22 protein-coding genes are annotated in these 26,312 nt (G+C 56.7%); 9 read left to right on the top strand and 13 right to left on the bottom strand.

Translation table 11 applies throughout. The features are described 5' to 3' along the window. The first annotated feature begins 257 nt into the window (after positions 1–257). The 3 genes from FDP08_RS04445 to FDP08_RS04455 all read left to right on the top strand — a co-directional run bounded on the left by FDP08_RS04445 (position 258) and on the right by FDP08_RS04455 (position 4,399). Positions 258–2,084 carry an alpha-amylase gene (locus tag FDP08_RS04445; RefSeq protein ID WP_137434811.1) on the top strand — a complete coding sequence of 609 codons (1,827 nt, stop codon included), beginning with the start codon at positions 258–260 and terminating at the stop codon, positions 2,082–2,084. Positions 2,085–2,086: 2 nt separating this feature from the next. Further along, a complete protein-coding gene (locus tag FDP08_RS04450; RefSeq protein ID WP_228263233.1) occupies positions 2,087–2,974 on the top strand; it encodes an aldo/keto reductase in 888 nt (295 codons plus the stop codon). A gap of 171 nt (positions 2,975–3,145) precedes the next feature. Then, the gene (locus FDP08_RS04455) at positions 3,146–4,399 is read left to right on the top strand and encodes a substrate-binding protein (RefSeq protein WP_137434812.1); all 1,254 of its coding nucleotides are present in this window, start codon (positions 3,146–3,148) and stop codon (positions 4,397–4,399) included. A gap of 66 nt (positions 4,400–4,465) precedes the next feature. Here the strand turns inward: FDP08_RS04455 and FDP08_RS04460 are convergent, their stop codons facing one another. The 7 genes from FDP08_RS04460 to glpK form a co-directional block, all read right to left on the bottom strand. Then, positions 4,466–6,193 (bottom strand): ABC transporter substrate-binding protein, encoded by a 1,728-nt coding sequence (locus FDP08_RS04460; protein ID WP_137434813.1) that lies wholly within the window; start codon positions 6,191–6,193, stop codon positions 4,466–4,468. A gap of 57 nt (positions 6,194–6,250) precedes the next feature. Further along, the gene (locus tag FDP08_RS04465) at positions 6,251–6,523 is read right to left on the bottom strand and encodes a DUF2160 domain-containing protein (protein ID WP_137434814.1); all 273 of its coding nucleotides are present in this window, start codon (positions 6,521–6,523) and stop codon (positions 6,251–6,253) included. Between the two features lie 11 nt (positions 6,524–6,534). Further along, positions 6,535–7,290, bottom strand: coding sequence for a carbohydrate ABC transporter permease (locus tag FDP08_RS04470; protein WP_137437221.1), 756 nt, complete (start codon positions 7,288–7,290; stop codon positions 6,535–6,537). Positions 7,291–7,345: 55 nt separating this feature from the next. Continuing rightward, positions 7,346–8,224, bottom strand: coding sequence for a carbohydrate ABC transporter permease (locus FDP08_RS04475; RefSeq protein ID WP_137434815.1), 879 nt, complete (start codon positions 8,222–8,224; stop codon positions 7,346–7,348). Then, positions 8,217–9,320: an ABC transporter ATP-binding protein gene (locus tag FDP08_RS04480; protein ID WP_137434816.1), complete on the bottom strand. Its 1,104-nt coding sequence runs from the start codon at positions 9,318–9,320 to the stop codon at positions 8,217–8,219. Before FDP08_RS04480 ends, FDP08_RS04475 begins: the two co-directional genes overlap by 8 nt. A 1-nt stretch (position 9,321) precedes the next feature. Continuing rightward, positions 9,322–10,410: an ABC transporter ATP-binding protein gene (locus FDP08_RS04485; protein ID WP_137434817.1), complete on the bottom strand. Its 1,089-nt coding sequence runs from the start codon at positions 10,408–10,410 to the stop codon at positions 9,322–9,324. A 140-nt stretch (positions 10,411–10,550) separates the two neighbouring features. After that, complete coding sequence (gene glpK / locus FDP08_RS04490) at positions 10,551–12,047, bottom strand: glycerol kinase GlpK (protein ID WP_137434818.1); 1,497 nt, start codon at positions 12,045–12,047, stop codon at positions 10,551–10,553. Between the two features lie 220 nt (positions 12,048–12,267). Between glpK and FDP08_RS04495 the strand changes: the two genes are divergently transcribed. Beyond that, positions 12,268–13,026, top strand: a complete 759-nt coding sequence (locus tag FDP08_RS04495; RefSeq protein WP_137434819.1) for a DeoR/GlpR family transcriptional regulator — start codon at positions 12,268–12,270, stop codon at positions 13,024–13,026. A 199-nt stretch (positions 13,027–13,225) separates the two neighbouring features. Beyond that, a complete protein-coding gene (gene glpD, locus FDP08_RS04500; RefSeq protein WP_137434820.1) occupies positions 13,226–14,755 on the top strand; it encodes a glycerol-3-phosphate dehydrogenase in 1,530 nt (509 codons plus the stop codon). A 22-nt stretch (positions 14,756–14,777) separates the two neighbouring features. Here the strand turns inward: glpD and FDP08_RS04505 are convergent, their stop codons facing one another. After that, a complete protein-coding gene (locus tag FDP08_RS04505) occupies positions 14,778–15,377 on the bottom strand; it encodes a uracil-DNA glycosylase family protein (RefSeq protein WP_137434821.1) in 600 nt (199 codons plus the stop codon). A 121-nt stretch (positions 15,378–15,498) separates the two neighbouring features. Between FDP08_RS04505 and FDP08_RS04510 the strand changes: the two genes are divergently transcribed. Beyond that, positions 15,499–16,233: a nitroreductase family protein gene (locus FDP08_RS04510; RefSeq protein ID WP_137434822.1), complete on the top strand. Its 735-nt coding sequence runs from the start codon at positions 15,499–15,501 to the stop codon at positions 16,231–16,233. Between the two features lie 47 nt (positions 16,234–16,280). Here FDP08_RS04510 and FDP08_RS04515 read toward each other — a convergent pair whose 3' ends face one another. After that, positions 16,281–17,246 (bottom strand): glucokinase, encoded by a 966-nt coding sequence (locus tag FDP08_RS04515; protein WP_137434823.1) that lies wholly within the window; start codon positions 17,244–17,246, stop codon positions 16,281–16,283. Next, positions 17,243–19,063, bottom strand: a complete 1,821-nt coding sequence (gene edd, locus FDP08_RS04520; RefSeq protein ID WP_137434824.1) for a phosphogluconate dehydratase — start codon at positions 19,061–19,063, stop codon at positions 17,243–17,245. The genes FDP08_RS04515 and edd overlap by 4 nt, the downstream gene beginning before the upstream one ends. Before the next feature lie 170 nt (positions 19,064–19,233). On the opposite strand from edd, the gene gap reads away from it, so the two are divergent. Both gap and pyk read left to right on the top strand, forming a co-directional pair. Next, positions 19,234–20,241 (top strand): type I glyceraldehyde-3-phosphate dehydrogenase, encoded by a 1,008-nt coding sequence (gene gap, locus FDP08_RS04525; protein WP_137434825.1) that lies wholly within the window; start codon positions 19,234–19,236, stop codon positions 20,239–20,241. 73 nt (positions 20,242–20,314) lie between these two features. Next, a complete protein-coding gene (gene pyk / locus FDP08_RS04530; protein WP_137434826.1) occupies positions 20,315–21,763 on the top strand; it encodes a pyruvate kinase in 1,449 nt (482 codons plus the stop codon). 479 nt (positions 21,764–22,242) lie between these two features. Here the strand turns inward: pyk and FDP08_RS04535 are convergent, their stop codons facing one another. The 3 genes from FDP08_RS04535 to zwf are packed head-to-tail and all read right to left on the bottom strand — an operon-like array spanning position 22,243 to position 25,110. Beyond that, positions 22,243–22,890: a bifunctional 4-hydroxy-2-oxoglutarate aldolase/2-dehydro-3-deoxy-phosphogluconate aldolase gene (locus FDP08_RS04535; protein WP_137434827.1), complete on the bottom strand. Its 648-nt coding sequence runs from the start codon at positions 22,888–22,890 to the stop codon at positions 22,243–22,245. 38 nt (positions 22,891–22,928) lie between these two features. Continuing rightward, positions 22,929–23,648, bottom strand: a complete 720-nt coding sequence (gene pgl / locus FDP08_RS04540; protein ID WP_427901839.1) for a 6-phosphogluconolactonase — start codon at positions 23,646–23,648, stop codon at positions 22,929–22,931. After that, on the bottom strand, positions 23,635–25,110 hold the full coding sequence (zwf, locus tag FDP08_RS04545) for a glucose-6-phosphate dehydrogenase (RefSeq protein WP_137434828.1): 1,476 nt from the start codon (positions 25,108–25,110) through the stop codon (positions 23,635–23,637). Before zwf ends, pgl begins: the two co-directional genes overlap by 14 nt. 217 nt (positions 25,111–25,327) lie before the next feature. Between zwf and FDP08_RS04550 the strand changes: the two genes are divergently transcribed. Then, positions 25,328–26,197, top strand: coding sequence for a MurR/RpiR family transcriptional regulator (locus FDP08_RS04550; RefSeq protein ID WP_137434829.1), 870 nt, complete (start codon positions 25,328–25,330; stop codon positions 26,195–26,197). Positions 26,198–26,312 lie beyond the last annotated feature (115 nt).

Here is a 26,312-nt window from a genome sequence, read left to right on the forward strand (position 1 = left end):
TGATTCCTCTGCTTGTTCTTGCCTTATTCTTGTTGTCCGACTGGCACGAGGTTGGCCGGACGGGCTGAACGCAAATCTTTCTATTGCGAGTAACCGAACTGTGTTGCAATTTGCCGTTGCTGGCATCAGCCCTGATTTCATTCCCTGAGGCGTAGAACGGGGGAGTAGGGAGGCGTAGCAAATTCCGTCTACCACCCTCCCCCCGGGTCTGGTCTGATTGCGGTACGACAACAATAAATGGAACCGGAGCCCATTGCATGAATTCATATCCGAAAAAACTCAGATTGACCGCCAGCCTTGTGACGTGCCTCTCTCTTGTCGGCTGCGCCGGCGGCCAGTTCGAGACTGCAGCCCCACCGTCAGACCACCCCGGCGCTTCAACCAGCAGCGGCCTCTGTGTTGCCACCCGGTCCGAAATGACGGTTTCCGTGGGTGACACGTTTACTGACGGTGAATGGGTGCGGGATTTTTACAGCGGGGAAAAAGCCCGGGTGGCAGACGGCAAAGTCACACTGACACCCGCACCGGAATCCGAAGGGCTGTTATTGCTTGAGGCTGTCGAGGCCCCTCAACAAAGCTTCAACTGGGCCGGCGCCACGGTTTATTTTACCGTGACTGACCGTTTCGCCAACGGCCGCACCGATAACGACCGGAACTACGGCCGCCACCCAGACGGCAAGGACGAAATCGGTACCTTCCATGGCGGGGATTTTGCCGGCCTGACCGAAAAGCTGGATTACCTTAAGGAGCTGGGCGTGAACGCCGTCTGGATCACCCCACCCTTCGAGCAGATTCATGGCTGGGTTGGTGGCGGTGACCGGGGCGATTTCCAGCACTATGGCTACCATGGCTACTATGCCCTGGACTTTACCCGCCCCGACGCCAATTTCGGTACCCGTGACGAATTCCGAACCCTGGTTGAAGAAGCCCACGCCCGCGGCATACGTGTGGTGATGGACGTGGTCATGAACCACCCCGGCTACTCCACACTCCAGGACATGCAGACCTTCAACTTCGGCGGGCTCCGTGACGGCTTCGAGAAGCACCTGCCGGATCAGTGGGGTGACTGGAAGCCGGAATCCTGGGAGGATTTCCACGCCTACCACGCGCTGATTGATTACGATCACCCGGACTGGGCCAACTGGTGGGGCAAGGACTGGGTTCGCGCCGGCATCGGAGATTATGCCACACCCCCCAATGCCTCCATCGATCCGTTACGGGGTTCGCTGGCGTTCCTGCCGGACTTCAAGACCGAATCTGACAAAGTAGTCGACCTCCCAGTGTTCCTCAGGAACAAGGACAACACCCGTGCGGAGCAGCTTGATGATGCAACGGTGCGAGATTACCTGATCACCTGGCTGACAGACTGGGTGCGTGAATTTGGCGTTGACGGTTTCCGGGTCGACACCGCCAAACACGTGGAGCCGGAAGCCTGGCAGGAACTCAAAGCGCAAGCCCAGGAGGCGCTGGAAACCTACCGTAGCAACAATCCAGGGCAACCGCTGCCAGCGGAGGACTTCTGGATGGTGGCGGAGGTTTTCCCCCACACCGTTACCCGTAGCAGCTACTTTGATGCAGGCTTCGATGCAGTGATCAACTTTGACCTGCAGGAAGAAGCCCGGGCCGGTGCCGCCTGCCTGTCGGAAATGGAGCCCATCTACAGCGACTACTCAGAGAAGATGAACGGCGACACACCCTTCAACGTCATGAGCTACATTTCATCCCACGACACCCAGCTGTTCAGCCGCATCGCAGACAACGATCCAGCCATGCAGAAGCGTGCAGCCAGTGCCTTGCTGTTTACACCGGGCACCAGCCAGATATTCTATGGAGATGAATCCGGGCGTCCGTTCGGACCCACCGGTTCCGACGGTCACCAGGGCACCCGTTCCGATATGAACTGGGAAGACATTGAAAGTGGCACGGCGGCGCCGGTACTGTCCCACTGGCAAACGCTCGGTCAGTTCCGGGATCGCCACCCGGCCATCGGCGCTGGCGAACACCAGCGCCTCAGCACCGAGCCCTACGTTTTTTCAAGAACCCATGGTGACGACCGCGTGGTCATCGCCTTTGGCAAGGAGTAACCGTGCAAAGCACCCCAACAGCTGGATTCACACCGGAAACGCCCCTGATTCTGGGGATGATGCGCCTTCATGACCATCCGGAACTCACCAGACCGGCCAGGCTGGCCGACTGGATCGCCGCCCGGCTGGATGACGGGCTGAACGTGTTCGATCATGCCGACATCTATGGCGGTGGCGAGTGTGAACGGCTGTTCGGAGATGCGCTGAGAACCCATCCGCTGCTGGCAAAAAACGTACGGGTGATAACCAAGGCAGGCATTGTACCAGCCAACCAAGACCGATCACCGTGGCAGGTGAAGCATTACCGGGCCGAAGCCGGTTACCTGGCGAGAGCCATTGACCGTGCTCTTGCCTCACTGGCGGTGGATCAGATTGATACCTTTCTGATCCATCGGCCAGATCCACTGATGCAGGCGGACGATGTTGCCCGGGCGCTGGAGAATGCCGTGTCGGCGGGTAAGGTACGCCAGATAGGTGTATCCAATTTCCTGCCGGAACAGTGGCGGTGGCTGGCCAGGAATACCAGGTTGCCACTAGTCTGCAACCAAAGCCAGTTGTCACTCGGCCATACTGACCCGTTGTTCGACGGCACGGTGGAGGCTCACCTTGCTGACGGATTGCGCTGGCTGGCATGGTCTCCGTTGGGGGGCGGCAACCTGGCCGAGCGGATGCCTGCTGATGTTCTCGACCGGGCACGGGAGGAAACCGGGCTGGATGAAACGGCGCTGGCTATTGCCTGGCTGCACCAGATTCCGGGAACGCCTCTACCCGTCCTCGGCTCCATGAATCCTGACCGGATCCACTCCGCGCTTCACGGCGCCCAGAGCGTGCTGCCCCGCCCGATCTGGTACCGGATGCTGGAATCTGTGCGCAACAAGGCAGTTGCCTGACAAAAACAGAATTAGTGACTGCCATCAAAACCTGACAAATCGTTACACAATTTCCACTTTAGTATCATTGTTGCTTTGGCGGACTCCCGCGACACTGCTCCTTCTTTCTTTATAACAACAATATCAGGGGCCTGAGTTTCGGGCCCGGCGCGACCACGGGGGCCTTCGCAAATGCACTTGAAGAAGCTTTTTGTTTTCCTCTTACTCACCCTGCTTGTAACCACTACAGTGGCAGCCGAAACCCTGAAAATAGGGCTGAACTACCCACAGACGGGACGCTACAAGGACCAGGGCCTGCAACAACGCCTGGGTGCTTTTCTGGCGGTTGATGAAATCAACAAGGCCGGCGGCATCATGGGCCGCGACGTGGAGCTGGTCATACGAAATACCTCCGGTGAGCCGGACAAAGGCGCCAAAAACACCGCCGAGTTAATCGACCGGCAGGGGGTGCAAATGCTGTTTGGCGGCGTCTCCAGCGCCGTCGCCATATCCTCCGGAAGAGCGGCGAGAGACCGAGACAGAATCTACTTCGGCACGCTGACTTACTCCAATGCCACCACCGGTGCCGCCGGCCACAGCCACATGTTCCGGGAACCCTACAATGCCTGGATGACGGCTAAGGCCCTGAGCAAGTACCTCACGACCCAGCATGCCGATGACGAATACTTCTACATCACCGCGGACTACACCTGGGGCTGGTCGGTGGAAGAGTCCGTCAGGAAATTCACCAATACCGATGACACCAGTGCGCATCAGGGTGTCAAAACGCCCTTTCCCCGCGCTCTGATCACGGACTTCCGCGAGGCTCTGGAGCAGGCGGAACAAAGCGGCGCCAAGGTGCTGATGATGGTGCTGTTCGGTGACGATATGGTGCGTGCGCTGAACGTGGCGTATGAAATGGGGCTAACAAAGAAAATGCAGGTCGTGGTTCCCAATCTGACACTGGGCATGGCTCGCCAGGTGGGCCCGACCATTATGGAAGGCGTCATTGGTGGCGCACCCTGGGTATGGAGCGTGCCTTACCAGTATGACTACCCACGAGGCAAAGAATTTGTAGAGGCATTCTCCAGCCGCTACGAAATGCGCCCGTCCACGGCGGCGGCTTCCGCCTACAGCATTGTCTATCAGTACAAGGACGCCGTGGAGCGTGCTGGCACCACTGACACCAGCCAGGTTATCCGCGCATTGGAGGGCCACAGGTACACATTCCTGAAAGACGAACAGTACTGGCGAGCGTTTGACCACCAGAACGTACAAACCGTCTACGTAGTTCGGGTGAAGCCCCGCAATGAAATCATGGACGATGACTATTCCAGCGACTATTTCGAGATCATCGATTCGATGCCGGGGGACGAGGCTGCCCAGACCCGGGAGGAATGGGAAGCCCGCCGCAAGGAGGCAGGGCAGCCGCTCAGTCTCCGGTAATCTGCTATTCCAGGCATGGTATCTGCCAGCCCGCAATAGTGCGAGCTGGCAGGGTCAATCACAGCCTTATTTGGCCATCCATTCTTCCATCATCTGATCGTACGGCTTGGTCTCTCCCTGGGGCTTTTCGTTCTCCAGGGCCGGCTTTGGTGCGCCGGGCTGATCCAGCCAGTACTGCTCGTCACGAGGTTCGTTAAGGACAGGCGCGTAGTTTTCAAACACATCCGCTCGTGCCAGACGCGACATGGTGCGATCCATGGCCTCAGCCAGATCGTCCAACGCTTCCTTGGGTGTTACTTCGCCGTTGACCGCCGGAGCCAGGTTCTGCCACCACAGCGGCGCGAGACGCGGGTAATCCGGTACGTTGGTGCCCGTCGGAGTCCACATACTCTCGTTCTCACTACGATAGAACTCAACCAATCCGCCCAGTTTCGGCGCCAGCTCGGTCATTTCATCCGAGAAGATGTCGGAACGGCGAATCGGCGTCAGGCCGGCAATGGTCTTTTCCAGCGACACAGTCTTGGAAACCGTGAACTGGGCAAACAGCCATGCAGCTGTTCGACGATCCTCAGGCGTAGAGTTGAAGAAAGTCCAGGAACCCACGTCCTGATAACCTACCTTCATGCCCTCTTCCCAATAGGGTCCGGCCGGAGACGGAGCCATGCGCCATTTCGGGTTACCCTCATCGTCAGTGACCGGCAGGCTGGGGTCGGTCATGTCAGCCGTGAACGCGGTATACCAGAAGATCTGCTGTGCAATCTGGCCCTGGGCAGGGACCGGACCAGCCTCGCCAAAGGTCATGCCTCGTGCACTTTCCGGTGCGTAATCACGCAGCCACTCCACCATCTTGGTGACGGCATACACGGAAGCCGGAGAGTTGGTCGCACCGCCGCGGCTTACGCTGGCACCGACCGGGTTGCCGTCTTCATTGACGCGGATACCCCAGTCGTCCACCGGATTGCCGAAAGGCACACCCTTGCTGCCCATGCCTGCCATGGAAAGCCAGGAGTCGTGGAAGCGCCAGCCCAGGGAAGGATCCCGGCGGCCGTAGTCCATGTGACCATAGACGCGCTCGCCATCGATTTCCTTGACATGAACACTGAAAAATTCGGCGATGTCCTCGTAGGCGGACCAGTTCAGAGGCACTCCCAGGTCGTAACCGTAGCGCTCCTTGAACTGCTTCTGAAGATCCTCGCGGTCAAACCAGTCAGCACGGAACCAATACAGGTTGGCGAACTGCTGGGTCGGCAGCTGATAAATCTTGCCATCGGGCCCTGTGGTGTACTGCAGACCGATGAAATCATCCAGATCAAGATCCGGGTTGGTATAATCCTTCCACTCGTTCTTTATAGCGTCCGAGATGGCAATGGTCTTGCCGTAGCGCAGATGGGTACCGATGGCATCGGAATCGTTTACATAGGCATCGTAGATGTTCCGGTTAGACTGCATCTGCGTCTGCATGGTATCTACCACATCACCTTCACCGATGATGTTGTGTTCCACTTCAATTCCGGTGATGTCGGTAAAGACCTCTGCCAACACTTCGGCTTCGTAGGTGTGGGTGGTCAGGCCCTCTGCCACCGTCTTGATTTCCATACCACGGAAAGGCTCGGCCGCCTTGATAAACCACTCCAGCTCGGCAAGCTGCTCTTCCCTTGACAGGGTTGAGCGCTGGAAATGCTCATCCAGAGCCTGTTCAGCCGCCGCCCGATAGTCCTGCGCGTATACCTGTGACGACGTCAGGAGAGCCCCTGAAATCATCAGCGAAAGGTAATTTAGCTTTTTGTTTTTCATACAGACCTCATCTAGCTATGTTTGCATCCCTGCAAGAAGGTAAGTCCTTTTATTGGTTTAACCCCAGCGCATCAGAATCACCACCCAGACGACAGACACTGCGGTTGCCACCAATACATGAAGTTCAGTCACTCCGATAAACGCGAGATGAATGAACGCACTGGTCAGAAGACCAATAAACAGCCGATCACCACGGGTGGTACTTATTGGCAGGAAGCCCTTCCGCTCAATGCTGGGCGAGAAGTACTGCCATACGGTCATGCCCGTCAGAATCAGGGCAATCGAGATAAAGAATCCTGCCGTCGGGCCAGTCCAATGCATCCAGCTCATAGCAAGCCTCCTCAGGTACGACCCAGGGCGAAGCCCTTGGCAATGTGATTGCGAACGAAGTAGACCACAGCAATTCCCGGCACAATGGTAAGCACACCGGCGGCCGCCAGGGTGCCCCAGTCGATACCGGAGGCGCCCTGGGTTCGGGTCATGATGGCCTGGATGGGCTGGGCCGAGGTCGCGGTCAGAGTCCTGGCCAGCAATAACTCGATCCAGGAGAACATGAACAGGAAAAAGGCGGTCACACCAATACCGGAGCGAATTAACGGGATGTAAATTTTCACGAAGAACTTCGGAAAGCTGTAACCATCGATGTAGGCGGTTTCATCTATCTCCTTGGGCACACCACTCATGAAGCCTTCCAGGATCCAGACCGCCAGGGCGACGTTGAACAGGGTATGAGCCAGCGCCACGGCTATGTGGGTGTCGAACAGCCCAACTGAGGAGTAAAGCTGAAAGAAAGGCAACGCGAACACCGCCGGCGGAGCCATTTTGTTGGTCAACAGCCAGAAAAAGAGGTGCTTGTCACCCACAAACTTGTACCGGCTGAAAGCATAGGCCGCCGGCAGAGCAACCGTCAGGCTAATGGCCATGTTCATGAACACATAAGTCATGGAGTTCACATACCCCATGTACCAGCTTTCATCCGTCAGAATATTGGTGTAGTTGTCGAAGGTCAGGTTCCTCGGCCAGAAGCTTAGCTCGCCGAGAATTTCCGAGTTGGTCTGAAGTGACATATTTACCAGCCAATAAATTGGCAGGATCATCACGGCCAGGTAAACGATGAATGCGATGCGTGATTTCACGTCTGTCCCCTTGCTCTTATTGTTGGGCTGACTTGTCTTTCTGCAGCGTCATGATGGCGGTGTAAAACACCCAACTGACGGCAAGAATGATCAGGAAATAGATGATAGAGAACGCGGCTGCAGGCCCCAGATCAAACTGCCCCACTGCCATGGTGGTCAGCGCCTGACTCAGGAAGGTAGTAGAACTTCCGGGACCACCACCGGTAAGCACGAAGGGCTCGGCGTAGATCATGAAAGAATCCATGAACCGCAGCAGCACACCGATCACCAGCACGTTGGTCAGCTTGGGCAGCTGGATGTAGCGGAACACCGCCCAGCGCGAAGCCCTGTCGATGCGGGCCGCCTGGTAGTAGGCCTCTGGGATGGCCCGCAAACCACTGTAGCTGAGCAGCGCAATCAGCGGCGTCCAGTGCCATACATCCATCAGAATGATGGTGAACCAGGCATCAACGGCGTTGGCGTTGATGTTGTAATCCATTCCGAGACTGCTCAGACTCCAGCCCAGCAGTCCAATGTCGGTGCGGGCAAGGATCTGCCAAATGGTTCCGACCACGTTAAGCGGTATCAACAGCGGCATGGCAACCAGAACCAGCGCCGCAGAGGCTGCCCAGCCTTTCTTCGGCATCAGCAGCGCAATACCAATACCCAGCGGAACTTCAATAGCGAGGATCGCAAACGAAAACCCAAACTGACGCAGCAACGCTGCCTGCAAATCCGGATTCCGGAGCATTTCCCGGTACCACTCGGTGCCGGTCCAGAAAGCCGAATTGGCGCCGAAAATATCCTGGACCGAATAGTTGACCACTGTCATCAACGGGATCACCGCCGAGAAGGCCACAACCACGAAGACCGGAATCACAAAAAACCATGCTTTGTTGTTCTCAATCTTATTCATGCTCGGCCTCCACTAGCCGCTCGTCGACATACACTTTCAGCCATGGGTCCGGAAAGCCGATGCTTGCTGCCTTTCGCGGAACCGGCCGATCTTCCGGAATACGGACTTTTACAGTGACGGGACCAAACTCGACGTCGACTATCTGGTAGGTGCCCAGATCCTCGACGTCGGTGACTGTCACCTCATAGTGCTGCTCACCAATGTCCGTTCCGAGTGTCACGAACTCTGGACGAATGCCGAGTTTGATATTGTCGGAACCGCTGCGACGCACCTTTTCCAGTACCTGCTCATTAACAGGGATGTGTTTTCCGTTGAAAAGCAGCCCCTCGTCGGTCAGCCTCGGCTCGAGAAAATTCATCCCGGGACTGCCGATAAAATACCCGACAAAGGTGTGAGCCGGGCGCTCGAACAGCTCTTGAGGCGTCCCAAACTGTACAATCTGCCCCTCGTACATAAGAGCAATCTTGTCGGCGAAGGTTGAGGCTTCCAACTGGTCATGGGTAACATAGACCATGGTGATGTCGAAGCGCTCATGGATCTGCTTGAGCTTGCGGCGAAGCCGCCATTTGAGCTGTGGGTCGATAACAGTCAGAGGCTCATCAAAAAGAATCGCAGTGACATCTTCGCGAACCAGGCCGCGCCCCATTGATACTTTCTGCTTCTGGTCGGCGCTAAGATTTTTGGCCTTGCGCGTCAGCTCGCCGGAGAGTTCGAGAACGTCCGCTACCTCATTTACTTTTTCCCGGATCTGATCTTTCGACAAGCCGCCCTGGTTGCGCAGCGGAAAAGCCAGATTGTCGTACACCGTCATGGTGTCGTAGATCACCGGGAACTGGAAAACCTGGGCGATGTTGCGCTTCTCAGGTGGCAGCTCGTTCATTCGCTTACCGTCAAACAGTACGTCTCCTTCAGAAGGCGTTACCAGACCGGAGATAATGTTCAGGAGCGTAGACTTGCCACAGCCTGACGGCCCAAGCAGCGCATAGGCTCCACCCTGGGCCCAAACGTGCTCCATCTTGCGGATGGCGTAATCTTCCGGCCCCGAGGGCTTTTTGCTGTAGGAATGAGCCAGCGTTTTCAACGTTATTTCTGCCATGTCAGCGATCCTCCGCCCGGTCGGGCACAAGAATTGTCTTACCGTCAGACGCGAATGCGTAGAGTTTGTGAGTAGGGAAATACACCTTGATCTGCTCGTCCGTGCGGTACTGATAAATGCCCTGCAGGTGCAGAACCAGCTCGAAGGATTCACTGTGCACATGCAGAAAGGTTTCCGAGCCACTGATTTCTGCCAGATCCACCCTCACTGTCATTTCCAGATCATCATCGGCATGAGGCACCAGGCCAATGTGCGAGGGACGGACGCCGAATTTGTAATGGCCCGGTTCAAGGGAGGCCAGATCCGCATTAAGCTGAAAATGCACTTGCTCATCAAAGGTCACTTCATTCTCGCTGACTCGTCCCGGTACAATGTTGATAGGCGGTTCAGAGAATATTTCTGCCGTCTCCATATCCTGTGGCCGGTGGTAAACTCGGGGAGTGGGGCCTTTCTGGAGTAAACGGCCCTCGTGTAATACGGCAGTTTCGCCGCCAAGGGCCAGCGCTTCCTGGGCCTCGGTGGTAGCGTAAACCGCAATACAGTTGCGAGCCTGGAAAAGGTCTTTCAGTTCGCTGCGCAAGGCCTCCCGCAGTTTGTAATCCAGGTTGACCAACGGCTCATCGAAAAGCACCACATCAGCGTCCTTTACCAGAGCCCGGGCCATGGAAACCCGCTGCTGTTGGCCACCGGAAAGCTCGAGAGGCAAACGCTCCAGCAGATTTTCGATTTTCAGCAGCTCTGCGGTTTCCCGAACACGCTTGTCGATCTCGTTCTGGCTTTTCCTGGCGAGCCTGAGTGGCGAGGCAATATTTTCGAATACCGTCATGGTGGGGTAATTAATGAATTGCTGGTACACCATGGAGATGTTGCGTCTCTGAACGGCGACGCCAGTCACGTCCACCTCATTCATCAGGATTTTGCCGCTTGTCGGTCTGTCCAGACCCGCCATAATGCGCATCAGGGTTGTCTTGCCGGCAAGTGTCCGACCAAGGAGGACGTTAAAGGAACCCGGCTCCAACGTCATGGTGACGTCCGATATCCAGGTCTCTCCGTCCACAACGCGCGAGACATTCTGCAGCGTTAGAGACATGCTTTTTCCCTTTCGGTTGTTGTTTTGACCTAAAGATAGTCTACAAGAGCTGCATCAAAACGAAAAGATACGAAAATTTTTTTCTCCATAACGAACACAACAGGGCGGTAGCCATGACCGCTTTCATGTCAGAGGAGAGATTACGTGGGGCTTTCGGGATTGCTCTGCAGCCTCGCTACGGCCGAACACCAGCCGGCATATAGCTTGTCCCGGTTGTCCTTGCTCATCTCGGGCTCGAACCGCCGATCACACTGCCACGCCTCCTGAAGCGCCTCTAGCGACTCGTAAACTCCGGCCTGAAGGCCAGCGAGATAAGCCGCACCCAACGCGGTGGTCTCTACCATTCTGGGACGGTCCACCGTGGCTCCGAGAGTGTCGGCCAGAAACTGCAGCACCCAGTTGTTAGCCACCATCCCCCCATCGACCCGCAACGCAATTGGTCGCAAACCATCTTTCTGCATGGCCCTCTGCAAATCCTTGGTCTGGTAACAAACCGATTGCAAGCCGGCAGTGACAATTTCCTTGATGCCGGTATCCCTGGTCAATCCGAAAATAGCTCCACGGGCGTTGGGATCCCAGTAAGGCGCACCCAATCCGGTAAACGCCGGCACCAGATAGACGCCGTGATCGACAGGTGTACCCTCCGCCAGCGGTTCGGTCTCGCAGGCACTCCTGATCAGCTGCAGGCCATCCCGCAACCATTGAACTGCCGCGCCGGCAATAAAGATACTGCCCTCCAGTGCATAGACCGGTTTGCCATTGAGACGGTAGGCGATCGTGGTCAGCAACCGGTGCTCCGAGGTCAGGGCCTTTTCGCCGGTGTTAAGCATCAGAAAGCAGCCGGTTCCATAGGTGCTTTTTGCCATACCGGTTTCAAAACAGGTCTGTCCAAACAGCGCCGCTTGCTGGTCACCCGCCATCCCCATGACAGAGGCACCGTCCAGACGTCCGTTACCCACGATCTGACCGAAGTCCGCCGCGGAATCCATCACTTCAGGCAACAGGGGCTCCGGGATGCCAAACAGGTCCAGCAGTTCCTGGTCCCATTCCTGTTTGTGAATGTTGAACAACATGGTGCGGCTGGCGTTAGTGGCATCGGTACGGTGAACCTTACCGCCGGTCAGGCGCCACAGCAGGAAGCTGTCGATGGTGCCAAACGCAAGCTCTCCCTTTTCGGCCCGCTGCCTGGCACCAGGCACATTATCGAGAACCCAGCGAATTTTCGTGGCCGAAAAATAGGGGTCGATCAATAGCCCGGTCTTGTTGTTCACCGATGGTTCCAGGCTCTGCTTTTTAAGGGATTCGCACCAGTCAGCGGTTCTGCGGTCCTGCCAGACGATGGCCGGATACACCGCTTCGCCCGTCGCCCGGTCCCAGAGTACGGTGGTCTCTCTCTGGTTGGTTATTCCTACCGCGACCACCTCGTCGCTGTCGCCACACCCCTTGTCCATAACCTCATCACAGACTTCCCTGACTGTCCGCCATATATCTTCGGGGTCGTGTTCTACCCAGCCACTGGCGGGAAAGTGTTGGGGAAATTCCTGCTGGCTGGAGGCGTGTATGTTGGCGTCCAGAGTGAAAAGAATCGCGCGGGAACTGGTGGTACCCTGGTCGATGGACAGAATAAACTGAGTCATGGCCTTTGCCTCATGTGTTCTTATTTTTTCGCATTTTTACTTTTTTGAAAACAAAAGCCAACCCCCTCTTGACGGGCGAAAACTGGCTCTCTCTCCACCCTTTCCCCACAATAACGCTCTGGAAAGGCTGCACAAAGACCCCAAACACTCTAAAATGAACATGGATACAGAATCGCTATTTCGTTCGTTAGAGAAAACATTGGTTGTCGTAGGAGGTTGAATGGCGCAGCGACGCAGGCAGGATCTGATCATGGAGCTGATCCAGCAAAATGGCTTTGTGACGACAGAACAGCTGGTAGACCAGTTCAGGGTGACACCGCAGACCATTCGCCGTGATCTGAACGAACTGGCCGGACAGAAAAAGCTGCGCCGGCATCATGGCGGTGCCGGCATCGATTCCAGCACGGTTAATACAGCCTACCACGCTCGCAAGATCATGGACCTGGAAGCCAAGGAGCGCATTGCCGAGGCGTTGGTAAAGATGATCCCGGACAATTCCTCCATGTTCATCAACATCGGCACCACCACTGAAACCATTGCCAAAGCACTGCTCGAAAAAAACAACCTCCAGGTGGTGACCAACAACCTGCACGTGGCCTCCATCCTCTCCGCAAAGGAAGACTTCCATATCATCATTGCCGGCGGTGAAGTCAGGAATCGTGATGGTGGCATTGTGGGTGAAGCCACCCGGGACTTTATCAATCAGTTCAAAATGGATTTCGGCATCATCGGCATCAGTGGCATTCACACCGATGGCTCATTGCTCGACTTCGATTACCGGGAAGTCCGGGTTGCTCAGTCCATTATCGAGAATTCGGGCCAGGTTCTGCTGGCCGCCGACCATTCCAAGTTCGGCCGCAACGCCATGGTGCGCCTTGGCAGTATCGCCCAGGCCGACCACGTGTTTACTGATGAGCCACCACCCGTTGAAATCCGCCAGCTGCTGCGTGAGAACAACGTAGAACTGCATCTGGTCTGACCTTTCCCGCCATAACACTTCTCGCTTGCTGAAACTGCCCTGCGGGCTCCCCGTTTATTGGCACACCGTTTTTCGTTTTTTTTCTGTATTTTCCTTTACGAATATATTTTGCTTTCGCATAATATAGAAATACGTTTGTGCGAAAACCGGAAAGAGCGCCCGGAAGCGTCCTTTCATTGGCGTCAGGAGATGACAGAAGATGACCGAGGAGAACAATGAATTTGACGTTGTCGTTGTTGGCGGCGGTGTTAACGGAACGGGGATCGCAATGGATGCTGCGGGCCGGGGTCTCAAGGTGTTGCTTTGCGAAATGAACGACCTCGCTTCGGCGACATCCTCCAACAGCAGCAAGCTCATCCATGGCGGACTGCGTTACCTGGAACACTACGAGTTCCGGCTGGTACGGGAGGCTCTGGCAGAACGGGAGTCGTTGTTGCGGAACTCGCCCCATATTATGTGGCCCATGCGTTTCCGGTTGCCTCACCGCCCTCACCTGCGCCCGGCCTGGATGATCAGAATGGGGCTGTTCCTTTACGACCACCTTGCCAAGAGGGAAGTCCTGCCCGGGTCCCGGTCCATCAAATTCGATGAAAAGGACCCGCTCAAGTCGGACATTACCAGAGGGTTTGAATATTCCGACGGCTGGGTAGACGATGCCCGCCTGGTAGTACTGACCGCCAGGAAAGCCCAGGAATGCGGTGCGACCATCCTGACCAGAACCAAGTGCATCAACGCCCGACGTGGTGAGAACTCGTGGGATGTCTCACTGCAGGACATGAACGACGACAGCATCCACCATGTATCGGCAAAGGTCATTGTCAACGCCTCCGGCCCCTGGGTAAGCCGCCTTTTCAGCGAAAGCCTCGCCATGAAAGCGCCTAAAAACATTCGCATGGTCAAAGGCAGCCACATTGTTGTTCCCCGCCTCAACCGGGAAACAGAGGCCTACATCCTTCAGAATGAGGATGAGCGCATTGTGTTCGTTATCCCTTACGAGGACGAGTTCTCCCTTATCGGCACAACCGATGTGGATTACGAGGGCGACCCGAAGAAAGCAAAAATTTCGCCGGAAGAAACCGAGTACCTGCTGGACATCGTCAACTCCCACTTTAAGCGCCAGCTGACGGAAAGTGACGTGGTCTGGTCCTACTCCGGCGTTCGTCCGCTGATGGATGACGAAGAAGGTGATGCCAAGAAGGCCTCCCGGGACTACTCCTTTGAAGTCAACAAGGAAAAAGGCAAAGCCCCGGTTATTTCCGTGTTCGGCGGCAAAATCACCACCTACCGCAAGCTTGCGGAAGCAGCTACAGACAAGCTGTGCCAATTCTTCCCGCACGCCCGGGGCCCCTGGACCAAGAAGGGTATTCTGCCCGGTGGTGACTTTGAGAATCACGATACCCTCGAAGCTCGCCTGTCAGCGGATTATCCCTGGCTACCCGAGGCTGTGTGCAGTCGCTATGTGCGTACCTATGGAACCAATGCCTACGACATTCTGGCCAACGCCAAATCCGTTCAGGATCTGGGCTACCGGTTTGCCGGCACCCTCTATGAACGGGAAGTGGAATACCTGATCAAACATGAATGGGCAATGACGTCGGAAGATATTCTCTGGCGTCGCACCAAACAGGGGCTATACGCCACTGAAGACGATGTGCGCGAGCTGGACAGGTACCTGTCGGCTAAGGCAACTCCGCAACCACAGACTGTTGCTCTCCACCACAGCGCCTGAATCACTCCGGGCGTATCATTGCTTAGCGCCCGAGGATATCCCCGACTCGCTTGCGTAACTGGGGAATCACTTCCTCTTCAAACCAGGGATTGCGACGTAACCACAGGTTGTTCCGTGGGCTGGGGTGTGGCAGCGGCAGCACCTCCGGCCACACGTCCCGCCAACGCTTAACCCGTTCGGTGACCGGCGCTTTCCCGCCGGGCAGGTGCCAGGCATGGGCGTACTGGCCGATTACCAGGGTCAGCTCTATGTACTCCAGGCGCTCAAGCAACAGGTCACGCCAGGCAGGCGCACATTCCGGTCGTGGCGGCAGGTCACCGGACTTGCCGGTACCCGGGTAACAAAACCCCATGGGCAGGATGGCCAACTGCTGCTCATCATAGAAAACCTCCCGGCTTATACCCATCCAGTCCCGCAGCCGGTCACCACTGGGATCATTGAATGGCAGGCCGGTCTCATGTACGCGGCGGCCGGGCGCCTGCCCCACCACCAGAATGCGGGCAGAGCGGGAAATCTGGATTACCGGCCGGGGGCCCAGCGGGAGCTGCGACTCGCAGATCCTGCACTGACGAACCTGTGCAACAAGCTCCTCGAAAGGCAGCTGTGTATCAATACTGGTCATTTGTGCCAACCACTCCTGAACAAAAGGCCATTGCATAAACAGCCGGCTACCGTAACCTTAAAGCCTGTTTCCATTACCCACAAATGAGCCATTCCCACACTGGCGAAAGGAACTGCCCGACATGAATGCCAAATCAGACATCGAGCCGAATCCTGCCCTCGACGAATTCCGCAAAGTGGTGCGCAGCCGCCGTTCGGTGCGCCGGTTTTCCGACGAGCCGGTGCCGGAACACGTACTGGACGACTGCCTGGACCTGGCCATGCTGGCACCCAACTCCAGCAACCTGCAGCCCTGGGAATTTTTCGTGGTGAGAACGCCGGACCTGAAAGCGAAACTTGCCGAAGCCTGCCTGGGACAGAACGCGGCAAAAACCGCGCCGGTACTGATCGTTGTGGTTGCCAGGACGGATACCTGGCGCCAGCATTCGCGCATGGCACTGGAACAGTGGCCGGAAGAAAACCTGCCGACTATTGTGAAGAAATATTATTCGAAAATCGCCCCGATCCATTACAACCAGGGACCTTTCGGACTGTTCGGAGTCGCCAAGAAGACCGCAGGATTGTTTGTGGGCCTGACACGCCCGGTTCCGAGGGGGCCCTATTCCCCTAATGAAATGAAAGTCTGGGCCACCAAATCCACCGCTCTGGCCGCAGAGAACCTGATGCTGGCACTCAGGGCACACGGCTATGACTCCTGTCCCATGGAAGGCTTCGATGAGTGCCGGGTACGGCGGCTGCTGAAACTGCCAAAAAAAGGCCTCGTAACCATGGTACTGGCAGCCGGAAAACGTTCTGAAAAAGGGGTTTATAACCGCCAGTATCGCTTTGACAAGGATGAACTTGTCCATTACCTGTAAGCTGCCCTGTTGCTGCTCTGAGAACGAGCAGCGACAGGATGCGCGCCTTACACTTCCGGGTTGGTCAGCGCTTCCGCTGCACCCAGAAGGCCGGTGTAGCCTTCCATCACAACGAAAACCGGCGTTGATTCCAGCAGCGGCCGCATCCGGCCCTTGTCTTCAAACCCTTTCTGGAACGGGCTTTCCAGGAAGAAATCGATAAACCGCGGGAGAATGCCACCGCAGAGATAAACGCCGCCAGTGCCCCCCAGGGTCAATACCCCGTTGCCGGCAACACGCCCCAGAATCTCACAGAAGTGCCTCAGGGTCTGCCTTGCAAGCGGGTCGGAATGATCCAGCGCTGCAGCGGTTATTTTTTCTGGCGCATCCAGGGGTGCTGCCAAATCCTGTATCTCGGCATGGGCCTGGTACAGGTTCAGCAACCCCTGGCCACAGAGAATCCGCTCCACAGACACGCGGCCGAACCGGGCCTTGAGAATCCGCAGTACCGCCATCTCGGTATCATCGGTAGGCGCAAAATCCACATGGCCGCCCTCGGTCATCAGGGGAACCCAACCATTCTGCAGTGGTACCAGGCCGGAAACTCCGAGCCCTGTTCCCGGCCCGATGACCAGCCGCGGCCGGCGGGCATTGCCGGGGCCACCGCAAACATGAACCAGCTTATCGGCGGCTACGTGGGGAACTCCCAGAGCCATGGCCGTGAAGTCATTGATGACCTTGAATGCGCTCCAGCCAAACTGGCTGCGCACTTCCTCACTGTCAAAGCGCCAGTGATTATTGGTCATCCGCACCTGGGTACCCGAGACCGGGGAGGCTACGGCCAGGCAAACATCCTGTACTTCACCGACCCCGGACCGCTGGAGATAATCGGTAATGGCGGAATCGAGGTTGTCATAATTGCTGCAGGCCAAAACCTCAACGGCTTCTGGCGTTACATCACCGGAACGCACGAGTGCGAAACGGGCATTGGTACCACCGATATCCCCTACCAGCGAGTAGTTGGTTGTCGTCATGCGTCATGATTCCAGAAAAAGCTGGCACCTTCTTCCGGGGTGCTGGCGGCCTTACGCATCCAGCCAAACAGTTCCCGGCCCAGGCCATGATGATAACTGCTCAGGTCGGCCTTTTCCGACTCCCGGGCGGTAAATTTCTCCACCGGCACATCTACCTCCAGTGTTCCGGTTACCGCATCCAGGGTAATGACATCGCCAGTGTGTACCCGTGAGAGAGGGCCGCCATTGGCAGCCTCGGGATAAACATGAATGGCTGCGGGCACTTTACCGGACGCGCCGGACATGCGGCCATCGGTGACCAGACCGACCTTGAAGCCACGGTCCTGAAGCACGCCCAGATAGGGAGTCAGCTTGTGCAATTCCGGCATGCCATTGGCTTTCGGCCCCTGGAAGCGGACCACAACAATACAGTCCTTATCGAGATCACCAGCGTCGAAGGCCGCCTTGAGTTCGTTCTGATCATTGAAGACCACCGCTGGCGCCTTGACGGTTCGGTGCTCCTCGGCAACCGCCGACACCTTGACAACACCCCGGCCAAGGTTGCCGTCCAGAACTCTGAGGCCGCCATCAGGTGCAAAGGGCTCTTTCGCAGTGCTCAGCACGTCCGGCTTGGCACTTTTCTCCAGCGCGGGCTTCCAGACCAGCTTGTTACCCTCCATTTCGGGCATGCGGGCATACTGCTCCAGGCCGTGACCCATTACCGTTTCAACATCGTTGTGCAGGAAACCGGCACCCAGCAGCTCCCGGATCAGGAACGGTGTACCACCGGCTTCGTGGAAGGCATTTATATCTTCCTGACCGTTGGGATAGATGCGGGTCATGGAGGGCACCACCGACGACAGTTCGGAATAGTCGTTCCAGTCGATGATAATGCCAGCAGCCCGGGCAATGGCGATCCAGTGAATGGTGTGGTTGGTGGAGCCACCGGTGACAAGCAGCGCCACCAGCGCGTTGACGATGCTTTTCTCATCTATCATGTCGCCCAGGCCGAGCTTGCCGCCGTGAGGCTTGGAAAGCCGGATCACCTGCTCGGTGGCGGTACGGGTCAATTCGTCCCGCAACGGTGTACCCGGATTAACGAACGCCGCACCCGGCAGGTGCAGCCCCATGACTTCCACCAGAAGCTGGTTGCTGTTGGCAGTACCATAGAAGGTACAGGTACCCGGGCTGTGGTAAGACTTTGACTCTGCCTCAAGCAACTCGTCCCTGCCGATCTTGCCTTCAGCATACAACTGGCGGATGCGCTGTTTTTCCTTGTTGGGCAGCCCGGAAGGCATCGGTCCCGCGGGAATCAGTATCGTTGGCAGGTAGCCGAAACTCAGGGAGCCGATCAACAGCCCGGGCACGATCTTGTCGCAGATACCCAGTAACACATTGGCATCAAACATGTTGTGGCTGAGCGCAACCGACGTGCTCATGGCAATGGTGTCGCGGGAAAACAGGCTCAACTCCATTCCTGGCTGCCCCTGGGTCACGCCGTCGCACATGGCGGGCGTACCACCGGCAAACTGGGCAACTGATCCCATGCCATGGGCCGCCTCACGGATCACATCCGGAAAACTCTGGTAAGGCTGATGGGCAGACAACATGTCGTTGTACGCAGAAACAATGGCCACATTGGCCTTGTTCATCAGCTTCAGGGTGTCTTTGTCTGACTGGTTACAGGCCGCAAACCCGTGGGCCAGGTTGCCACAGGAAAGTGTACTGCGCTGGGGCGACTGCGCCTTGAGCTCTTCCATCCGGTTCAGGTAGTCCTGACGGGTAGCGCGACTGCGCTCGATAATGCGTTGGGTTACCGCGTCTACGGTCGGATGCATAGTGGGTCTCCTGAAATCTCGTTATTTCGTTGCTTTTTTAATTCCCGTAAGTTTACTGTCTTTTTTTACCGTTTTCACCCGCGCATCATTCATTTTTCCAATATTTGTTGTTATATTTACTACATCACCAACAAAGATGAACAATAAACAACCAGATTTGGAGCCAGAACATGACTATTCGCATCGCAATTAACGGCTTCGGGCGCATTGGCCGCAATGTTCTCCGCGCACTTTACGAAAATGACTACCGCGACCAGATGCAGGTTGTCGCCATCAACGATCTGGGCGACGCTGAGACCAACGCCCACCTGCTCAAATACGACAGTGTTCACGGTCGCTTCACGGGCATTGTAAACCACGATTCCGAGTCCCTCTCTGTCAATGGCGACCGCATCGCCATCACCGCCATCCGCAACCCGGAAGAGCTGCCCTGGAAAGACTATCACGTGGATGTGGTGTTCGAGTGTACCGGCCTGTTCACTTCCCGTGATAAAGCCGAAGGCCACCTCAAGGCGGGCGCCCGCAAGGTCATCATCTCTGCGCCTTCCCCGGATGCAGACGCCATGGTGGTTTACGGTGTCAACGACAACATCCTGACTGCCGAACACGACATCATCTCCAACGCCTCCTGCACCACCAACTGCCTGGCGCCGGTGGTCAAAGCACTGCACGACAAGATCGGCATCGAAAGCGGGCTGATGACGACCATCCACTCCTACACCAACGATCAGAAGCTGAGCGACGTCTATCACTCGGACCTGTATCGTGCACGTTCGGCCACGCAATCGATGATCCCCACCAAGACCGGCGCTGCAGCAGCGATCGGCAAGGTGATCCCGGAACTGGCCGGAAAATTTGACGGACTGGCGGTCAGGGTTCCTACTATCAACGTGTCGCTGGTAGATTTCGGCTTTATTGCCAGCCGTGACACGACAGTAGAGGAAATCAACGAAGTCGTCAGGGCCGCCGCGGAAAACAGCCCGGTACTGGGTTACAATTCTGAAAAACTGGTCAGCGTTGACTTCAACCACAATGCCCTGTCCAGCATTTTCGACGCTAACCACACTCGGGCCATGGGCCGTCATGCAAAAGTCATGGCCTGGTACGATAATGAATGGGGCTTCTCGAACCGGATGCTCGATAATGCCGCCGCACTGATGGAAAAGGCGAGCCAGTAACACGGGCCTCCCACCAGGCAATCATCGGCAATCACCGGAAAGCTCCACTGGAAAACAAAAGGAAACAGCAACCATGCTTAGGCGTACCAAGATCGTCGCCACCCTCGGCCCCGCCACCGACTCGCCGGAATCACTGTCGGCCATTATTGCCGCAGGCGTAGATGTAACTCGACTGAACTTCTCTCACGGCAGCGCCGAAGATCACATGGAACGCGCCCGCCGGGTGCGTGAATGCGCCGCCGCCAATGGCCGCTTCGTGGCCCTGCTGGCCGACCTGCAAGGTCCCAAGCTGCGTATTGCACGTTTCTCTGAGAACAAGGTCACCCTCAAGGCCGGCCAGCAGTTCATCCTGGACGCCGCCATGGACAAGGAAGCCGGCAATGAGGAGCGGGTTGGCATTGATTACGAGCAGCTGATCCAAGACGTGAAACCGGGCGACATCCTGGTGCTGGACGATGGCCGCATCGAGATGGAAGTCGAAACCGTCGACGGCACCAGCATCTCTTCCCGCGTTCTTATCGGTGGCCCCCTGTCCAACAACAAGGGCCTGAACAAGCGTGGCGGCGGCCTTTCTGCCGAAGCGCTGACCGAGAAAGACAAACAGGACATCAAAACCGCCGCCCGCCTTGGCGCCGATTATGTGGCCGTGTCTTTCGTACGCACCGCCGAAGACATGCACGTTGCCCGCCGCCTGCTGAAAGAAGCCGGCTCGGAAGCCCGCCTGGTTGCCAAGATCGAGCGCGCGGAACTGGCCCATAACAACGCAGCCCTGGACGCGGTGATTGATGCCTCCGATGCGGTGATGGTTGCTCGCGGCGACCTGGCCGTGGAAATCGGCGACGCCGAGCTGGTGGGTGTACAGAAACACATCATCAACCGCGCCCGCGCACTCAACACCGTAGTCATTACGGCCACCCAGATGATGGAATCCATGATCGAAAACCCGATGCCTACCCGGGCAGAGGTTTCTGACGTGGCCAACGCGGTCATGGACTACACCGACGCGGTAATGCTGTCTGCGGAAACCGCCGTTGGCGACTATCCGAAAGAAGCCGTGGAGGCGATGGTGCGCATCTGTATCGGTGCGGAAAAGCAGCCTTCGATGCACCAGTCAAAACACCGCATTCACGAAAGCATGGAGCATGTGGACGAGGCCATTGCCCTGTCTGCCATGTATGCGGCCAATCATCTGGAGGGTGTCACGTCGATCATCTGCATGTCAGAAACCGGCGCCACTCCCCTGCTGATGTCCCGCATCAAATCGAGCCTGCCGATTTTTACCTTCTCCCGCCATCATTCTACCCAGCATCGGGTGACGCTGTTCCGTGGTGTACAGACAGTGCCGTTTGATTCGGCAGCGATTCCGCCCGAACAGACAAACTCCCGTGCGGTGGCTGAGCTGGTTCGGATGGGTGTCGTCAAGGAGGGAGACCTGGTTGTCATCACCAAGGGCGATTATGTTAATGCTCAGGGTGGCACCAATACCATGAAGATTGTTCGTGTTGGGGCGGATATTCGCTGATTTTCTGTTAATTGGGAGGTGTCTTCCCTTGTAGCCTTCTAGTTTGGTGCTGGGAGGCTGCGGGGCGGGGTGTCCCAAAACCGCTACGAGCACGTCCATGTGCGCTTGGAATTGGCCATCCATGGCCAATTACATTTTGGGACACCCCGCCCCGCAGCCTCTGTTTTAACCTATCTGATATCGCCCGGCTGCTGCATTTACCGTAGGTCGGATTAGCGAAGCGTAATCCGACAAATGGCAACGATACGAAACACAACGTCGGATTACGCTTCGCTAATCCGACCTACATTTATTAGTGAAGCACCAAAGGCGTTATCATCAGGGTCAGATCAAGCGGTTGGTGGTAGGGTCGTTCGGGAATGTAATTGGCCATGGATGGCCAATTCCAAGCGCACAGGGAGGTGCTCGTAGCGTTTCCCGAACGACCCTACCACCAACCGCGAACGCCCCGATATTTCAGGCTACAACCCGCAGATAACTCACAGGTCAGCGAGACTCCCGCGGACAATCTCGGAAATCTGATCCCAGTCGCCCGCGGAAACGGCATCACCCGGCGTCAACCAGGTACCACCAACGGCAGCCACGTTGTCCAGCGCCAGATAGTCCTTGGCAGTGTTCCGACGTATGCCGCCTGTCGGGCAAAAGGTGACGTCCGGGAAAGGACCGGAGAAGGCTTTCAGGGCCGGGATGCCGCCAGAGACTTCCGCCGGGAAGAACTTGAACTCCCGGTAGCCCAGATTGTAGCCCACCATCAGTTCGGAAATGGTCGCGATGCCAGGCAGTAACGGGGCCTCAGACGTGACACCAAACTCCAGGATGGACTCGGTGACGCCCGGCGTAATCACGAACTGGGCGCCGGCGGCTTCTACCTGGCGATACTGGGCAATGCTGGTGACCGTGCCCGCACCCACCCAGGCATCCGGGATGGCTTTTCTTACCTGCTCGATGGCTTTGACGCCATAGGGCGTGCGCAGGGTAATTTCCAGAACGCGGATGCCGCCATCAACCAGGGCCTTGCATAACGGCAATGCCTGATCCGGATCGTTAATGGTGATCACCGGTATCAAAGGCGAGGCACTCAGCACCGACCGGACACGCTCGCGGTGAAAGTCAGACAATTGGTTCATAATTTTCTCCGGTAAAACAATTCAGTCGCCAGCGACGCTCAGGCGCTCCAGAAAATCTGCAGGCCGGGCTTGAGGAAGGCGCGGATGGGCATTTCCTTGACCTGCGAGATGTCACTGCAGGCAGCCTGCAGGGTTTTCAGCTTGTCATCGCCTTTCAGGTGCAACGCCGTGAAACCTGCCTGATTCAGCGCCCTCAGGGTCAGCGTAATGCGTTTCCGGGGCTGGGAAGGCGGTGTCATCGGCGCCACGATAGCGGCCGAATCGGTATCAAGCGCCTCATCCAGCTCGGGCGCGTCCGGAAACAGGGAGGCGGTATGGCCATCATTGCCCATGCCCAGAATCAGCACATCCAGTGGCAGATGAAGGTCGGCAAGCGCCCTTTCCACAGCTGCGAGGCCATCAGCCGGGGTATCACCGGGCCGTTTGAGCGACAGGTAATTCGCTTCCGATGCCGGCCCCTGAAGCAGGTTTTCCTTGACCAGTCGAGTATTACTGTCGTCATCGTCTTCCGGTACCCAGCGTTCATCCGCCAGCAATACATCGACTCTTGCCCAGTCCAGCGGTTTTTCTCGCAATGCCTCAAAGAACGGCAGCGGCGTGGAGCCCCCAGACACCACAAGGCTGGCCCGGGGCGCGATCAACAGCCGTTCAGCAAGGTGTTTGGCAACGGCATCTGCCAGTGCCAGCGCGGCATCGCCAGGGGTATCAAAAAAGTGCGCATCCACCGCATCCGGCAGATTCAGGTCATGCATCTTCATACCAGCTCCTCCCATCCCGGGTAATCATGGCAATAGAGGCAACCGGGCCCCAGGTACCGGCAGCGTATCGCTTCGGTGGCTGCCCGCTGTCGTCCCAGTTGCGCATGATCTGATCGACCCATTGCCAGGCGTGTTCCACTTCGTCACGACGGACAAACAGGTACTGGTTGCCTTTCATGACCTCCCACAGCAGTCGTTCATAGGCATCAGGAATACGATCCGTTTCAAAGGTTTCCGAGAAGGTCAGTTCCAGTGGCCCCTGGCGTAAACGCATGCCTTTGTCCAGCCCCTGATCCTTGGTAAGGATCTGCAAGGACATGCCCTCGTCCGGCTGCAGGCGGATAATGAGTTTGTTGTTGGCCAGGTGTTTCTGGTCCGGATCAAAGATGTAGTGGGGAGCCGGCTTGAAGTGAATGATAATCTGCGACAGCTTCTCCGGCAGACGCTTGCCCGTACGGATATAGAAAGGCACGCCGGACCAGCGCCAGTTATCAATTTCAGCTTTCAGGGCCACAAAGGTTTCGGTTTTGCTACGCTTGATAGCCCCCTCTTCCTCCAGATAGCCGGGCACCGGCTTGCCGCCACTGGTGCCTGCCGTGTACTGGCCGCGTACCACGTGGGTATCCATCAGGTCTGGCGTTATCCGGCGCAGCGCCTTCAATACCTTTACTTTTTCGTTACGGATACTGTCGGCAGACAGGTCTGAAGGCGGATCCATAGCAATCAGGCACAACAGTTGAAGGAGGTGGTTCTGCACCATGTCGCGGACCTGGCCGGCCTTGTCGAAATAGCCCCAACGGCCCTCTATGCCGACACTTTCCGCCACCGAAATCTCCACGTGGGAGATGTGGTTCTGATCCCACTGGGAGGCAAACAGGTTATTGGCGAAACGCAGCGCGATCAGGTTCTGAACCGTTTCCTTGCCCAGGTAATGATCAATACGGAACAGCTGGTTCTCGTTATAGACTTCACCCAGCTCATCATTGATGACCTTGGAAGATTCCAGGTCGTGGCCGATCGGCTTCTCAACCACTACTCTTGTGTCCCGATCGCAACAGCCATTGCTCCGCAGATTGCGAGCAATAATCCCGTACATTGACGGCGGGGTCGCCATATAGACGATCAGGTTGCTGGACTCGGTGCTGCGCCAATCGTTAAGAACGCTGTACCCCTCGGGGTTGGTAAAGTCGAGAAACTGGTAATCGACCCGCTGCAGGAACTGTTCTGCCAGGCTCGCGTCGAACTCGTCTTTTTTCACATGCTCTTTCAGCTTGTCAAAAAGGATCTTGCGAACTTCACCGGCGTCGGCCTTGTTTCTCGCGATGGCAAGAATACGGCTACCTTCGTGGAGCAACCCGGCGCGCTCCAACTGGTAAAGGGCGGGAAAGAGTTTGCGTTGCGCCAGGTCGCCCAGTGCTCCAAACATCATCAGGTCACAGCGGGTATTTATCGGGTCAGCCATCGGTTCCCTTCTCTCTTTATTTTTTGTGCAGAACGGCATCGCTTGCACAACTCAAGGCATCAATGTAGTAATTTTATGCAAATAATGACACCTGAAACGAAATTTTCCAAGGATATTTTCCAATTAATGATACGTTTACTACCACAAATTGCCATAAAACGCGCTATAATCAGCGCGGATTTTGACAAGAAAGCCGATAATTCAGGGAGTACTTCCAATGGCTGCCAATCAGGCGCAACGCGACGACAATCTGCTCGAAGATATCCAGCTGAGACTGGACACTCTTAACAAATCCGAGCGCAAGGTTGCCGAGGCAATTCTTCGCGACCCCAGCGCCGCAACCCGATACAGCATTGCTGCACTGGCCCGGGCCGCTGACGTCAGCGAACCTACCGTCAACCGGTTTTGCCGCGGGTTTTCCGCCACCGGCTTTCCTGATTTCAAAATACGCCTTGCCCAGAGTATAGCCACTGGAACTCCCTACATCGGCCAGAATGTAGAGCCCGATGATACGGTGGCAGAGTTTGCCGACAAAATCATGCTGAGCACCATCGCCAGCCTGGACAAGGCACGCCAGGCGCTTGACCCCAAGGCGCTGTCTGCTGCCATTGATTACCTGATTCAGGCCAAACAGATCAATTTCTTTGGCATGGGAGGGTCTGCCCCCGTCGCCATGGATGCCCAGCACAAGTTCTTCCGATTTAATATCCCGGTGATGTCCTACGACGATGCACTGATGCAGCGCATGGTTGCCGCCGGCTGCACCACGGGCGATGTTATCGTACTGATTTCCTACACCGGGCGTACCCGCGAAACCGTGGAGATCGCCCAGCAGGCCAGAAACAACGGTGCCACTGTGATCGGCATTACCATGCCCGGATCGCCGCTTGCCGAGGCCTGCACGGTGGTTATAGAGGTCACTGCCCCGGAAGACACCGAAGTCTATATGCCCATGTCGTCCCGCATTATTCACCTTACCGTGATCGATATTCTGGCCACAGGCGTCACCCTGAAACGCGGCGCAGACTTCCTGGGCCACCTGAAAAAGATCAAGGAAAGCCTGAAGCCGACGCGGTTTCCGGTGTAGCAAAACCTCGGATCATCCCCGAAAAGTCAATGATTTGCTGACTCATCCTTCTACGCCCCTCCTCCCCCTGAAAACTCACCCCCCTTTTTCTTCAGGGCGGAGGATGTACTCATCT

Origin of the sequence: Marinobacter panjinensis (genome assembly GCF_005298175.1) — a bacterium.
In the GTDB taxonomy this organism is placed as follows: domain Bacteria; phylum Pseudomonadota; class Gammaproteobacteria; order Pseudomonadales; family Oleiphilaceae; genus Marinobacter; species Marinobacter panjinensis.